11 protein-coding genes are annotated in these 15120 nt (G+C 63.5%); 8 read left to right on the top strand and 3 right to left on the bottom strand.

Features of this window, described 5'->3' with window-relative positions; translation table 11 throughout:
• Window positions 1–2: 2 nt before the first annotated feature.
• Window positions 3–1016, bottom strand: coding sequence for a LacI family DNA-binding transcriptional regulator (locus tag IWX64_RS02010; RefSeq protein WP_196865452.1), 1014 nt, complete (start codon window positions 1014–1016; stop codon window positions 3–5).
• Between the two features lie 57 nt (window positions 1017–1073).
• Window positions 1074–2855: a glycoside hydrolase family 13 protein gene (locus tag IWX64_RS02005; protein ID WP_196865451.1), complete on the bottom strand. Its 1782-nt coding sequence runs from the start codon at window positions 2853–2855 to the stop codon at window positions 1074–1076.
• Window positions 2856–3111: 256 nt separating this feature from the next.
• Between IWX64_RS02005 and IWX64_RS02000 the strand changes: the two genes are divergently transcribed.
• The 8 genes from IWX64_RS02000 (at window position 3112) to IWX64_RS01965 (ending at window position 13771) form a co-directional block, all read left to right on the top strand.
• Window positions 3112–4410 (top strand): sugar ABC transporter substrate-binding protein, encoded by a 1299-nt coding sequence (locus IWX64_RS02000; RefSeq protein ID WP_196865450.1) that lies wholly within the window; start codon window positions 3112–3114, stop codon window positions 4408–4410.
• Between the two features lie 149 nt (window positions 4411–4559).
• Window positions 4560–6158 carry an ABC transporter permease subunit gene (locus IWX64_RS01995; protein ID WP_196865449.1) on the top strand — a complete coding sequence of 533 codons (1599 nt, stop codon included), beginning with the start codon at window positions 4560–4562 and terminating at the stop codon, window positions 6156–6158.
• Entirely contained in the window at window positions 6158–7099 is a 942-nt protein-coding gene (locus IWX64_RS01990; RefSeq protein WP_196865448.1) for a sugar ABC transporter permease, read from the top strand. Before IWX64_RS01995 ends, IWX64_RS01990 begins: the two co-directional genes overlap by 1 nt.
• A gap of 3 nt (window positions 7100–7102) precedes the next feature.
• Window positions 7103–8974 (top strand): glycoside hydrolase family 13 protein, encoded by a 1872-nt coding sequence (locus IWX64_RS01985; RefSeq protein WP_334683117.1) that lies wholly within the window; start codon window positions 7103–7105, stop codon window positions 8972–8974.
• A gap of 56 nt (window positions 8975–9030) precedes the next feature.
• Window positions 9031–9630 (top strand): hypothetical protein, encoded by a 600-nt coding sequence (locus IWX64_RS01980; protein WP_196865447.1) that lies wholly within the window; start codon window positions 9031–9033, stop codon window positions 9628–9630.
• A 21-nt stretch (window positions 9631–9651) separates the two neighbouring features.
• Complete coding sequence (locus IWX64_RS01975) at window positions 9652–10335, top strand: PspA/IM30 family protein (protein ID WP_196865446.1); 684 nt, start codon at window positions 9652–9654, stop codon at window positions 10333–10335.
• A 51-nt stretch (window positions 10336–10386) separates the two neighbouring features.
• Window positions 10387–11067: an SDR family NAD(P)-dependent oxidoreductase gene (locus tag IWX64_RS01970; protein WP_196865445.1), complete on the top strand. Its 681-nt coding sequence runs from the start codon at window positions 10387–10389 to the stop codon at window positions 11065–11067.
• A 406-nt stretch (window positions 11068–11473) separates the two neighbouring features.
• Window positions 11474–13771, top strand: coding sequence for a putative bifunctional diguanylate cyclase/phosphodiesterase (locus tag IWX64_RS01965; protein ID WP_196865444.1), 2298 nt, complete (start codon window positions 11474–11476; stop codon window positions 13769–13771).
• Window positions 13772–13807: 36 nt separating this feature from the next.
• Here IWX64_RS01965 and IWX64_RS01960 read toward each other — a convergent pair whose 3' ends face one another.
• Window positions 13808–14959, bottom strand: a complete 1152-nt coding sequence (locus tag IWX64_RS01960; protein WP_196865609.1) for an MFS transporter — start codon at window positions 14957–14959, stop codon at window positions 13808–13810.
• Window positions 14960–15120 lie beyond the last annotated feature (161 nt).

Below are 15120 nucleotides of genomic sequence, written 5' to 3'. Positions count from 1 at the left end.
GGTTACATTGCTGGCGCGGCAGTACTCGACCGGATAATGAGCGCCGTTCGGGCAACGTGGTCGGTCGAACCATAGGCATCCGGGTCCTGCAGGATCTCCAGGAGGCGTTCGACGGCGCGCTGGCCTTGTTCCCGCGGGAACTGGGCCACCGTGGTCAGCCCAAGAGCTTCCCCGAGCTCATGCCCGTCGATCCCGATCACCGAGATGTCCTCTGGGACGCGCAAGCCGAGCTCGCGCGCCGCGAGGATTGTGCCTATCGCCATCTCGTCTGACGCGCAAAAGACCGCCGATGGAGTATCGCGAGGATAACCCAGGAGCTGCTTTGCCTGGGCATAACCCCCCTGAATGGTGAAGTCGGCGTCGACGCGCCAGGAGTCGACAATGTCCAGGTTCGCATTCCTCATGGCCGACTCATAGCCGTTCCTGCGGGTGCCGGAAACCCGGAAATCGTTCTCAAAAGCTTCGGCGCCACCAAGGTGGGCGATCCGCCGGTGCCCGAGCCTGATGAGGTGCTCCGTGGCGAGTCGGGCGATTTCACCCTCATTGACGCTGAAGGTCTCTGCCCCGGGAAGGGGCCCGCCGATGCCGACCACCGGCTTTCCTACGGCCAGGAGCTGATCCAATTCGCCACGGCCAAGTTCCAGGGAGACGGGAATCATCCCGTCACACCGCTGGCGTAAGAGGAAATCTGACAGGACGCGGTCGCGGTGGTCGGCGTCCTCGTTCAGGTTGTACAGCGTGAGGTCATAGCCGGACGTGAGTAACGTTGCCGCAACGCTGTCGACTATTTGCGAGTAGTACCAGCGGGCCACCGACGGCACAACGACTCCCACATTGCGGTGACGGCCCGAGGCCAACGAGGACGCAGTCGAACTCACTACGAAGCCGAGTTCTTTTGCGGCTCGCAGAACCCGAGCCCGGCTTCGCTCCGAAACCTGTCCCTTGCCGCTGAGCGCTCGTGACACGGTCGCGGTGGAGACCCCGGCGAGCTGGGCGACATCCTTGATGCCGGCCATGGTCTCCCTCCCAGTGGATTTACTCGGTGCACCCCAGTTGGACTGTGCCTCCTTCGATCATCGCGGAGTCGGCGCGAAAGTGCTATCCGGAGAGAGCATCAGCCAGACGCAGGCATTAGGTGGAAGCATTCGATTTTCCCCCGCTTCCGGTGTGCTGGCGACGATGATGGCACCCGGCGGAAGCGGAACCGCGAATTCACCCATGTTGAGAACCGCCATCACTTCGCCGTTGAGGAACGCGACGGCGTCGGTCGTTTCGTACTCGCGGGACCAGCTCAGGGACCCGGCACCGAGCAGCAGATCACGCCGCAACTGGAGGGCCTCCCGATACAGGGAAAGCGTTGAGGTGGGGTCCACCGACTGGCGGTCGCGGGCGTAGCTGGACCACTCCTCTGGCTGTGGCAACCAGGGGGTCGATGCTTCATCGGAAGCGCCCCCGTGGTTTGCCCCAAAACCAAACGTGGGCGTATCTGCGACCCACGGTAACGGAACCCGGCAGCCGTCACGGCCGAGCCGCTCGCCTCCGGTTCGGGCGAAGGTGGGGTCCTGTCGAGCATCTTCAGGCATGGCAGTGTGGTCAGGCAGGCCAAGCTCCTCGCCCTGATACAGATAGATGCCTCCCGGTAAGGCGAACATCGCGAGGGAAGCAGCCCGGGCCCGGGCCAGTCCTATCGCGGTGTCGGGCTGCGCATCGGACCCTCCGATGCCGTCACCCCCACGGGGAGTACCCTCGGGGAGGCCGAAACGGCTCGCGTGCCGGACGACGTCGTGGTTGCTCAACACCCATGTGGTGGTCGCGTCGACTGCGTCGAAAGCGGACAACGAGGTCGAGATTACGTGGCGGAGGGAGTGAGCGTTCCAGGGGTGGTGGAGGTAAGCGAAGTTGAAGGCCTGGTGCATCTCGTCCGGGCGCACCCAATCGGTTAGCCGGGGCAGGGGGTCAATCGACGCTTCGGCGCAAAGGATTCGGTCGCCGTCGTACTCGGCGAGGATGCCACGCCACCGACGATAAATTTCATGGATCTCATCCTGCCCGAACATGGGCGCGTCCGAACCAGGGAATCCCTCCGAGGATCCGCCGTCGGCACGGCCGCCCCAGTCCGGCAAGCCCTTGGCCTTGATGAGGGCATGCGCCACGTCCACACGGAACCCGGCCACACCGCGGTCCAGCCAGAAACGAAGAATCCGCTCGAACTCCTCCCGGACGGCTGGGTTGTCCCAATTGAAGTCGGGTTGGGAAGAATCGAAAAGGTGAAGATACCACTGGCCCGGGGAGCCATCCGGGGCGGTGGTCCGCGTCCAGGCAGGGCCGCCGAAATGGGATTGCCAGTTGTTGGGGGGCTCGTCGCCGCCGCAGCCCGAGCCGTCACTGAAGATAAACATGGATCGCTCAGGCGAGCCGTCTGGAGCAGCTAACGCCGCCTGAAACAGTGCATGCTCACTGGAGCAATGGTTCGGTACAAGATCGACGATAATCCGGATCCCGAGACGGTCCGCACCGGCAACAAGGGCGTCGAAGTCCGCTAGCGTGCCAAACATCGGGTCGACATCACAGTAGTCAGCGACGTCGTAGCCGCCGTCGCGGTGGGGGGAGGGATAAAACGGGGATAGCCAAACAGCGTCGACGCTGAGCTCTGCCAGACGGTCCAATTCGGCCAGGACACCAGGAAGGTCCCCCGTGCCATCGCCGTTCGAGTCCCGGAACGAGCGCGGGTAGACCTGATAGATGACAGAGGAGCGCCACCACTCGGCATCCCCCCACGCAGCGTGCAATGGGTCGTGGAAGGAGGCAGGCGAGGACAGGCGATCGCTGCTCAGGACGGGAACAATCTCAGGCATGCCGACTATCCTAGACCGCAAACCCGCCGAAAGTGGAAGCGCTTGCCCCGGCTCAGCCTGCGGCAACTCGGTTTAGGGTCGGATTCGCTCCTGGATTTTTCTGATAATTGGAATATTTTGTGCAAGCGTTTACAGTTGTGACTCTTATCACCAACTGCCCAATCGGGCAGGTTGCTGGCATAGACATTTCCCGGTGAGCGGATATACCGCTCTGATGCCCGGGCACTGACCGAAGACGTTCACGAAAGGTACACCAATGAAGGTGCGATCAACCCAGCCGATGCGTCGGCACACCCTAGTCACCGGACTACTGTCCGTTGCAGTCCTGGCCCTCACCGCCTGTGGCGGCGGAGCTTCCGAGTCAGCCGGAACCAGCAGCACCCCCGCCGCGGAAAACCTCTCAGAGGGGGGCGCCACGACGCTCACCATGTGGGTTGACGCGGAGCGGGCGCCCGCCCTCGAGGAGATCACCGCTTCCTTCCAGGAGGACACCGGGATCGAAGTGAAGCTCGCGGTCAAGGATTTCGCCGCGGTACGTGATGACTTCATCACCCAGGTGCCTACCGGAAAGGGTCCGGACCTGATCGTTGGTCCGCATGACTGGTTGGGTACTTTCGTTCAGAACGGCGTGGTGGCACCGGTGGAACTCGGCGACAAAGCCGCCGAGTTCCAGGAATCCGCCATCCAGGCGATGACCTACGACGGCAGCGTCTACGGCGTCCCCTACGCGCTGGAGAATATTGCACTGCTGCGCAACACCGATCTGGTACCCGAGGCAGCAACCACCTTTGACGAGGTCATCGCGAACGGCGAGGCCGCCGTCGCCGCAGGCAACGCCGAATATCCCTTCCTGGTGGGCATGGATCCCAAGCAGGGCGATCCGTACCACCTGTATCCGCTGCAGACCTCAATGGGGGTCCCCGTCTTCGGCCAGAACGAGGATGGCAGCTACAACGCGGACGAACTGCTGTTGGGCGAGCCCAACGGCGTCGAGTTCGCGAAGAAGCTTGTCGAGTGGGGCGACGAAGGGTCGAAAATCATCAACTCGAACATCACCGGTGATATCGCGAAGGAGAAGTTCAACGCGGGCGAGTCGCCCTACTTCCTGACCGGTCCCTGGAACGTGCCTGATGCCCAGGCCGCAGGGTTGAACGTCGCTGTCGACAAGCTTCCCACCGTCGGGGAGGAAGACGCGCAGCCTTTCATCGGTGTCAATGGTTTCTTCATCTCCTCGAAGAGTGCCAACGCGCTCGCGGCGAATGAGTTTGCTGTCAACTACCTCAGTACCGAGGAAGCACAGGACGCTATGTACGCCGTCGGAGGACGTCCACCGGCCCTCAACGCCAGCTTCGACAAGGCTTCTTCTGATCCGATCGTTGCGGCGTTCGGCGAGATCGGAGCCAATGGTGTGCCGATGCCAGCGCTGCCGGAAATGCAGGCCGTCTGGGCTGACTGGGGAGCAACCGAGCTCGCCCTGATCAAGGGCAGCAGCGATCCTGAGGCTGCCTGGACCACCATGGTCAGCAACATCGAAGAGAAGATCGCGGGGCAGTAACAACACGGCGCCCGTCCTTCAGCGGACGGGCGCCACCCCTGGCTGCTCCGGCAGCACCCTGTTCGCCGCAGGCCGGTGCCCTTCTCCGGTCCGCGGCGGATCATCTCACCGCAGCGGCCGCCCTCGGCCTATCAACGAAAGCCTTTTCGATGTCTACCCTTGCCCCTCCCGACCGGTCAGCAACGCTGCCACGGAAGAAGCCCAGCTCGCACTCGGATTCCACCTTTGGGCTGCTGGTCAAAATTACGCTGCTCGGCCTGGTTGATGCCTTCGCCGTGTACGTCATGATTACGCTCTTCTTTCAGGAGAAGTGGCTGATCCTGATATTCGCCGCTGCGGTGACACTGCTCATCAACTGGATCTATCTCAGGAAGGGCGGGCTACCGGCGAAGTACCTCGCACCGGGAATCTTTTTCCTGGTTCTCTTCCAGGTGTTCGTGATGCTGTACAGCGGGTACGTTGCGTTCACAAACTACGGCGACGGGCACAACAGCACCAAAGCCGACGCCGTGAGCGCCATCCAGTTATCGGCGCAGCAACGGGTTCCCGATTCGCCCGCCTACCGCGTCTCCATCCTGGAGCGCGACGGCGAACTCCACCTTCTCGCCACCGATCCCGACGGCGATACTTCTGTTGGCGCCACTGGCTCGCCGCTCGAAGCCACAGACGAAGCTGTTACGGATTCGACGGGTAGGGCGGTGGAACTGGAGGGGTACAGGACACTGGGCTTCGCTGAAATTCTCACCAACCAGGCGGACATCCTGGCCGTCACAGTCCCTTTCTCGAATGACCCCGAAGACGGCAGCCTCAAGACGAGTGATGGATCGAGTGCCTACGTCTACCGTCCCTCGCTCAGTTTTGATGAGGCGACCAGTACGTTCACCAACCTCGAAACCGGAGCCACCTACACCGATTCGGGTGAGGGCTCGTTCACCTCGGCCGACGGTGAGCAGCTCAGTACCGGGTGGAAGGTGAACGTCGGGTTCGATAACTTCGCCAAGGCTTTCTCTGACCAGAACATCCGAGGACCGCTGGTGCAGGTGGTTCTCTGGACCTTCACCTTCGCGATCGTCTCCGTTCTCTCCACCTTCGCACTAGGGCTCTTCCTCGCCAACGCGTTCAATCTTTCCGACCTCCGCGGCAAACGGACCTATCGCATCCTGATGATCCTTCCGTATGCCTTTCCGGCTTTCCTCGCCGGCCTCGTCTGGTCCGGACTGCTCAATCCGGAATTTGGTTTCGTCAACAACACCTTCTTTGGGGGAGCGGACATTCCGTGGCTGACCGATCCGTTGCTGGCGAAGGTCAGCGTGCTCGTCGTCAACCTGTGGCTCGGTTTCCCGTACATGTTCCTGGTCTGCACGGGCGCTCTACAATCCTTGCCCGAGGAGGTCAACGAGGCGGCCCGCATGGACGGTGCCTCGGCCTGGCGGACCTTCACCGCCATCAAGCTGCCGCTCCTTCTCGTCTCGGTGGCGCCGCTGCTCATCGCGAGCTTTGCTTTCAATTTCAACAATTTCAATGTCATCTACATGCTGACCGACGGCGGGCCCCGCTTCGACAATACGACGGCGAATGTCGGGCACACCGACATCCTCATCACGATGGTCTACGAGATCGCCTTCGGCACCGGGGTAGGCCGTGACTATGGCCTGGCCAGCGCCCTATCCATCATCATCTTCATCATTGTCGCCGTGATCTCGGCCATCAGCTTCCGGCAGACCAAGGCATTAGAGGACATCAACTGATGACTACATTTACCGACCCCCGGGCGGCCGCCGCCGCCGAACCCCAGCCGCAACCCGCGGGCAAGATCCCCGAGCATCGTCGTCGCACCTTCGGCCAGTGGTTCAGGCACAAAGGGTGGCGGCACGTGGTTGGTGTGGTGACCACGCTCTTTGCCGTCTTCCCTCTGATTTATGTCCTTTCAGCTGCCCTTAACTCGAACGGAACGATGGTCGGTTCCAACGCCCTGTTCAGTCAGATTGACGGCGGCAACTTCGAAGCGCTGTTCACCAACCCGAGCCGGCCGTTTGGCCGGTGGTTCATCAATACGATGGTCATCGGTGTGGTCACGTCCGCGGCGACGGTTTTCCTGGGGGCGCTTGCTGCCTACGCGTTCAGCCGCATGCGGTTTACCGGGCGCAGGTTCAGCCTGCTCACCCTGCTGATCCTGCAAATGTTCCCCCAGTTACTGGCAGTGGTAGCCATCTTCCTGATGCTCAATGCGATCACGGATATCGTGCCGTGGCTGGGCCTCGGAAGCCAGCTCGGACTCATCATGGTCTACCTCGGCGGGGCCCTGGGCGTTAACACTTACCTCATGTACGGTTTTTTCAACACCGTGCCCAAGTCGCTCGATGAGGCAGCCAGGATCGACGGAGCATCCCACGTCCAGGTTTTTTTCACCATCATCCTGCCATTGGTGACGCCCATCCTCGCGGTGGTTGGGCTGCTTGCCTTCATCGGTTTGAGCAGCGAATTCGTTATTGCCAGTGTTGTCCTGACCGACCCGGACTCCCAGACCCTCGCCGTGGGCCTCTACTCCTATGTAGCGCAGCAGCGGTCCGAGAACTGGGGAGTCTTCGCGGCGGGCGCAGTCCTCGCGGCTGTTCCGGTGATGGCCCTGTTCCTGTTCCTGCAGAAGTACATCACCAACGGTCTCGTGGCCGGTTCCGTCAAGGGCTGAGCCGTGGATGATGCACGCCTGTGCTCACCCCACCACGACGGTTCGCCACAATATGTCAGGAACCAGGCACCTGTTGTAGGCGATGTCCTTGCCGTGCGGCTGCGGGTTCCTGCGCGCTGCGGGACTCCGCGCAGGGTTTTCCTTCGGTCGTTGAGGGACGGCGAACCGCACTACGACCAGGCGCGGACCCTCCCGAGCGTCGACGGCTGGTCATGGTGGGAGGCAGACGTCACAGTGGCGAATCCGACGCTCAGGTATCGCTTCCTGCTGGAAGAGGCCGACGCCCGGGGCACCAGCTGGTCCTGGTTTAACGCCACCGGAGCATCCCCCTGGGACACCCCAGACCGGGACGATTTCGTCATCCATTGCCGGGCTGCCCCGACTGAGTGGGCCCGGAACGCGGTGATTTACCAGGTTTTCCCTGATCGTTTCGCGAGGTCACAGCAGCGCCAACCGGTGGACCTCCCCGGCTGGGCGATAGCATGTGGCTGGGAAGACCCGGTCGAGCCCCGAGGCGAACTCACTCCCCGGCAGGTCTACGGGGGTGACCTCGACGGGATAACGGAAAACCTCGACCACCTCGTTGATCTTGGCGTCACGGTCCTGTACCTGACTCCCTTCTTCCCCGCGCGCTCCAACCACCGCTATGACGCAACAACCTTCGACGTCGTCGATCCTCTCCTGGGCGGGGATGACGCCCTGGTCCGTCTGGTGGAATCAGCCCACGCCCGCAACATCGCAGTGATCGGTGACCTGACGGCCAACCACACCGGTGACGCACACGAATGGTTTCGGAAGGCGCGCGCCGATCCGACCAGCGCGGAGGCAGGCTTCTACTACTTCGACAAGGACACCACCGACTACGCCTGCTGGTTCGGCGTGCCGAGTCTGCCGAAACTGAATTGGGCCTCCCCCGAGCTGCGCAGACGCTTCATTGAGGGAGCGGACTCGGTGGTGGCCAAATGGCTCTTGCCGCCGTTCAATCTCGACGGGTGGCGGATCGACGTTGCCAATATGATGGGACGCAACTCAGACGTCGACGTGAACCATCAGGTCGCCGCCCTGATCCGGGCCACCATGGACGAGGTGCGACCGGGACTGATGCTCCTCGCTGAGTGCACCGGGGACGCCACCGAGAATCTGACCAGCCAGGCGTGGGATGGCGCCATGACCTACTCCAATTTCACCCGGCCGCTGTGGCAATGGTTTGCACGTGAAAACGCGGCAGCCAACTTCTTCGGAACTCCTATCCCCGGCATTCCCCGCATCGATGGTCAGGGTTTCGTGGCGACGCACCTTGCCCTCTCGGCAGGTTTCTCCTGGCGTGCGCGGACACAAAATATGAGCGCGTTGAACACGCATGACACGGCGCGGGCCGGCACCGTGATGATCGAGGGCGGCCCCGCCGTCGGCATGGCCCTGGTGTTCCTGCTACCAGGCCTGCCTACCCTCTTCGCTGGGGATGAGTTTGGGCTGCGCGGCATCAACGGGGAGGACTCCCGTACGCCAATGCCGTGGCAGGCTGCCGCTGACAGGCCCGATGACCTTCGCGCGCTCATTGCCGCGCTATCTACACTGCGGGCGGGGTCCCCGGCGCTCCGGGAAGGCACGGTGCGCTGGCTCGCCATCACGCCGGACGTGGTTGTGCTCGCCCGGGAGCATGAGGATGAATGCTTCGTGATTGCGGCGGCGAGGGCGGATTACGACCGTCTCACCGTTCCGCTTGATCTCCTGCCGGGTTCGTGGGCCGACGCCGACCAGGTTGTCCTGGGATGGCCGGACGCCATCGGGGAGCTGGCCGATGAGACACTAGTGCTTTCGGGCAGGGGGCCCAGCGTCCAGGTATGGCGCCTCCCTGGGCTGGTCATGCCCTGAGCGGACATCTGGACCCACCGCTGGAAACCGCTGCAGTTACGGTGCAGACTGGGAGCATGCCTCAACAGTTCTCCGACGCCGGTGACTTCGGCGACATGCTCATGCAGCTCCTCATTTTCGGCGGGGTCACGCTGCTGGTCATCGGTCTGGGAATGGCCCTGGCCACGTGGCTGATTGTCCGGCGTCTCCGCCGCTCAGGAGTGGTGCAGCGAGGCTTCTCCAACGGCGTTCTCACCGCTCGTTCGTACGCCGTCGACGACGGCGTCCGCCGGATTGCCCGACTCCGTCTCGACCTGCGGCGGTCCGGTCAGGCCACCCGCCGGGCCCTCGACGCCGTCGCGGGCAGCGGCGGTCCGATCGGGGAACTTCCGATGGTGGCGGAGGACCTGTTCCGGGCCGAACGCGCTCTGGAGGACCAGCTCCGCCTCGCCGAACGCGAACCCGACCGCCAGCTTAAACGCGATCTGGCCAGCCGCATCGGTGAGCAGGTCCAGTCCTACGGCACCCTCTCTGCAGACCTCCGACGGTCGCTCATGCAGGCCGGCCAACCGGCTGGCGGCGCCGAAATCCAACGGGCGAGCACCCACCTGACACGCGAGATCAATGTGCTGCAGGCATGGAGCAAGGCCTACGGCACCCGCGACCAGATCCAGTAGAGGGCTCAAGGAACCACCACCATGTCACTAGGCCGCCGCATCTCCCGTATCGTTCGTGCAAACCGCACTGCCGCGAAAGAGAAGCCCACCGATCCTATTCAGACCGTCGAGCAGGCCCACCGGCAGCAGCTGGACCTGGTGGACAAGGCCCGCCGCAGCGTCGCGGACCTCGCCGCCAACCGTCACCGACTGGATTTGCTCGCCGGCGAGGCGCGCGCCGAACTGGACCACCTGGAACAGCAGGCCACGGATGCGGTGAACGCGGGCGACGACGACGCCGCCCGGGCCGCCCTCCGCCGCGGCCTCGCCGTCACGAAGCGGCTTGAGACGCTAACCCGTCAACGGGACGAACTCGATTCGCAGGTCCGCCAGCTCGACTCCAACCTGCAGCGGCTGGAGAACCGGGTGGAGGACAACGGCATCCGGTATCAGACGCTGAAGGCCAGGCACGGCGCTGCCCAGGCCGAACTCGGCATGCAGGACGCTCTGAACGGGTCCGGACAGGCTGCAGCGGGGGCCGAGGCCGCGGCACGGCAGGCTGAGCTGGAGGCCCGACGGGTCCAGGCCCAGGCCTCAGCCCACGACGAACTGTCCTGGACCGATCCCAACTCCCGGCGTGTGGAGGAGGCCTTCGAGGAACTGGAAGCGAGCTCTGCCGCTGACCGGAAGCTGGAACGTCTGAAGAACCGGCGCCTCCGCGACTAGCCGTTGCCCCAGATCGCAGGATGGACACCCGGGGTGGGTAGACTCGGCCACATGACAACTATCAGTGGCAGCCACTTCCTGGTCATCGGTGCGACGGGTGTTCTGGGCGCCGCCGTCGCCAGGCAGTTGGCAGGTGCCGGGGCGAGGGTGACACTCTCTGGCCGATCCGCAACGAAACTGGAGAGCCTGGCTGGCGAACTGGGAGATGCGGTGGCGGGAACCGTCGTCGCCGATCTCACCCACCCCAACACTCCGGCCGAAATAGCCGAGGTCTGCGGTGACGTCGACGGGTTGGTGTACGCGGCGGGAGTAGTCGCGTTCGGGCCGGTAGCGGAACTCGATGACGAGACTCTGGATGAGCTGCTCCTCGTCAACGTCCTGGGTTATATCCGGCTCGTCCGCGCGGTGTCCGCTCAGCTGCAGCGGGACTCAGTAGTGGTCCAGATCAGTGCTGTGGTCGCCGAAAGCCCAACCGCCGGAATGGCTGCCTACTCGGCGAGCAAGGCAGCGCTGAGCGCATTCGGGAAGGCGTTGTCGCTCGAAGTGCGCCGGCAGGGGATCCGGGTGCTCGATGTCCGGCCGCCGCACACCGAGACTGGGCTGGTGAACCGCGCAATTGCCGGCTCCGCCCCGCGGCTTCCCGCCGGGAAGGACCCGGAGGCCGTCGCGGAGCGGATTGTCCGGGCGATCGCGGACGGCGAGAAGGACCTCCCGGCGTCGTCGTTCAGCTAGCGCGCAGTTCGATCTCGGGGCAGTGACGCCCATCCCCCCAGGAGCGGCCGAAAACAACCGCCGGTGTTTAGATTGATGTTTCCGCCAGCAATCCATCCATGCTCTCGACGAATATGGATCGTTATTGTTGTGCCAGCTCGAGCCGGAAGAATATCTCGAGGTGCTCGGCGTGTTGAGCGACCCCACTCCCAGTGTGATGGATGCCGGCGGGCCGAACTGCAGTGCGTTCTGAAACGGTTCCGCAATGGGGTGGCAGCAATGATCGGCAACCGTTTATGACGACGCCGCACGAAACAATCGGTTCTGCTGGCTGTCTTAGCTGAGGAAACGCGCTCCTTTAGGCCAGTTTTATCGCAGTTATTTCTGGCTGATCCGCACAGCAGGCGGATAGGCGAAATTTGGCTCTATGCTGTGTGAACATCGGCTGGGGGCCACGAGTCAGGGCGTCATGCAACAGGTCATCGAAATACAACGCGATCGTTATGAGATCGGCGTACCCGTCCGCCGTCGTCAGTGGCTTTTGTGGTCGACGGGGGTGCTCCTGGCGATCACTGTGATCTCCCTTCTTCCCATCACTCAGGGTGCTATCGGCACCCTGCCATCCACTGTGTTGTATCCGCTCACAGAAGCTTGCGCGGCAGCCCTATGCTGGATGGCCGTCCGGGCCGCAGGATTCCGACGGCTGGAAGTAACCCTCGGGGCTGCTGCTGTCACTCTGTACCTTGTCGGTGACTCGATCTACACATATACCGCGCTGCAGGGAGAGACCGGCACCGTCACTTTCGCTGATCTGGCTTATCTGCTGTTTGCTGTGTTGATCATCGGATCTCTCAGTGTGGTGATCCATCGTCAGATGCGTGACCGGCTTTGGCCGGTCCTCCTGGATAGCCTTGTCGGTACACTTGCTGCCGCCTCGGTGGTCTCGATCCTTCTGACACCCGCCTTGAAATCCGCATCGAGCGGACCCATGTCGCCCGAATCAATCATCGCGATCGCCTACCCTATCCTTGATATCGCGATCATCGCGGTGATCGCCGGGATCCTTGCATCGCAGGGATTGGACCTCGGAAGACGATGGCCATTTTTCCTGGCGGGGCTGGCCCTGTTCACTGCCTCTGATGTCATTTATGCGCTGGACGTTAGCGGGTATGTTGTTGGATCCGTCCTGGACGCAGGGTGGCTCATCGGCGTCGTCGCGGCAGCATTCTGGGTTGACGGTGCTGCCCGGCCGGTCATCGCGACGGATGAAACCACAGCGGTCATGCCAGCGCTTGCCGCACCTGTAGTGTCGATCGGTGCCGCGCTCGGTGTCCTGGTGCTGGCCAGTCAAACAGAGATACCAACCATTGCCGTTCTGTTTGCAGGGCTTACCCTCGCTGCCGCAGCCGTTCCGATGACTTTCCGGCACAAAATGCAAAGGACCCTGGCCCACACGGATGACCTTACCGGGCTGCCCAATCGGCGAGCCCTCCATTCGGATGTGCCAGCCCACCTGCAACCGGGCCGGAGTGGAGCCCTCCTACTCATGGATCTGGACCGATTCAAGGATGTGAATGACGGACTTGGCCATCATTTTGGCGACGATCTGTTGCATCAGGTAGGGCGTCGACTGGCCGAACAGGTTCGTGTTCCAGATATTGTGTCGCGAATCGGTGGAGACGAGTTCGCCGTCTTCCTGACGGACGTGTCGCAGGAAGCGGCGGTTGAAACCGCCGCGCGCATCTACAAGTGTCTCGGCGAACCGTTCGCCATTGGCGGCACGATGGTTCAGTCCAGCGCAAGCCTGGGTATAGCTCTTTACCCCAGCCACGGCACCGACCTCGACGCGCTGTTGCGCAGTGCCGACGTCGCAATGTACCGCGCGAAAGCCGACCACAGCGGGCATCACCTTTACCAGCTGGACTACGACGACCACCGCGAAATCCGCTTCCGCACTATGCAGGAGCTCCGGACCGCCATCGCCGAGCACCAATTCGTCATGCATTATCAGCCGAAGATCTCCCCCCGCGGTCCCGAAATTGCCGATGTGGAGTCGCTGGTGCGCTGGAACCACCCCACCCGTGGGCTGCTCTACCCCGACGCCTTCCTCCAGTTCGCTGAAGAGGCCGGACTGATGCCGCAGCTCACCGAGGTGATCATGGACCAGGTGCTGGACCAGGTGGTCCGCTGGCGGTCCGAGGGACTGGACCTGGCGATTGCCGTGAACGTGTCAGCGAGCTGCCTCCGGGAGGACCTGCCGCACCAGATCACCCAGATGCTGAGCGCCCGAAACCTGCCACCCTCGGTGCTGGTGCTGGAAATCACCGAGGAAATCCTCATGCAGAACGGCGCCCGGGCGGTTGGGGTCCTGCGGGAGCTGCGGGCGAGGGGCGTTGAAATCTCGATCGACGACTTCGGGACGGGCTACAGCTCCCTCGCATACCTGCGGGACCTTCCCGTCGACGAGCTCAAGCTGGACCGGTCGTTTATTTTTCCGATGAACCAGGACCGTCGAGCAACCAGCCTGGTGGCATCGATCATCGACCTGGCGCACAGCCTGGGTCTGCGGATCGTGGCGGAGGGAGTCGAGAATGAGGAGGCGTACACAGAGCTGGCCCGCCTTGAGTGCGACCTGATCCAGGGGTACTACCTGAGCAAGCCCATCCCGGCCGGGGAGCTCAGTGCCTGGATGGTCAAGCAACGGGTCGCAGCAGGTCTGGTCTGACCTATCCGGGCACAGGCATGCCCCAGTGGGGGAGTGCTAGTGATTGGGTGCGCCGCGGAGGGTCCCGACGGCGAGAGCCCCGGCCAGCACGGCCAGGGCCGCCGCGTAGAGGGCCACTCCGTTCCAGCCGAAGCCGTCGAAGAAGAAGCCTCCGGTCCAGCCGATCAGACTGGATCCGGCGTAGTAGAAGAAGTTGTACAGGCTGGAGGCCTGGGCGCGGCCGACGTCGGTGAGCCGGGGCGTCCAGCCGGCCGCCACCGAATGGACGGTGAAGAAGCCGCCGGTGAAGATGATCAGCCCCACGATGATCAAGGGGAGCGAGTCGGCGAGCGTGATGATCAGGCCGAGCACGATCACCGGGATACCGGCGACCATCACCTGAAGCCGCCCGAACCGGACCGCGAGCGTGCCGGCCACCCGCGAACTGACCGTCCCGGCCAGGTAAGCCAGGAAGAGGAGGCTGATGATGGCGACGGGAAGCCCGAAGGGTGGCAGTTCGAGGCGGAATCCCAGGTAGTTGTAGACTGCCACGAATCCGCCCATCAGCAGGAACCCCTGGGCGTACAGGCCGAGTTGGCGCGGCGACCGGAGATTGTGGACAATCCGCTCGGAGAGTTTTGGCCCAATACCGCGGACCACCGGTGCGAACCGTCGTGGTGCCGGCGCGAGCCAGACGAAGGCCACCGCTGCCAGGGCTGCCATCAGGCTCGCCACGAGAACTCCGGCCCGCCAGTCGAGGAGGTCCGCCACCGGTCCGGAGACCAGCCGCCCCGACAGCCCGCCGATGGTCGTTCCCGCAACGTAGGTGCCGGCAGCGACGGCGGCATGGAGTCGCTGCACTTCCTCGTTGAGGTAGACCAGCGCGATGGCCGGGATCCCACCCAGGGCCGTGCCCTCCAGGAAGCGCAGCACCAGCATCAGTTCGAAGGTGGGGGCCAGGGGGACCATCAGTCCGAAGGCGACGGCGGCGCTGATCGCCCAGGTCATGGTCCGTTTCCGGCCCGCCCGGTCGGCGACCCAGGACCAGGGGATGACGGCCAGGGCTAGCCCGATGGTCGCAGCGGAGACGGTGAGCGCTGCCTGGGCAGCCGAGACGGAAAAGTCGCTGGCGATGCTGGTCAGGACGCTCTGCACCGAGTACAGCTGGGAGAAAGTTGCGACCCCGGCGAAAAACAGTGCCCAGAGCATCCGGTTATAGGCGCGGCTGCCTTTTGGGTGGCCCTCCCACGCCTCGTGCGGGTTCACCGGCGTACGCCGTGTGCAGGTTTCCCCAGCTTCTGCAGGGCCCTTCGGTGCGTCGTCGGCGGCACGCCGTGGTGCGGGCGTGAAGGCGCGGGGATGATGGGCAA

Source organism: Arthrobacter sp. CAN_A212 (assembly GCF_015752345.1).
Taxonomy (GTDB): domain Bacteria; phylum Actinomycetota; class Actinomycetes; order Actinomycetales; family Micrococcaceae; genus Arthrobacter_D.
This window is presented reverse-complemented; position numbering and strand designations above follow the sequence as displayed.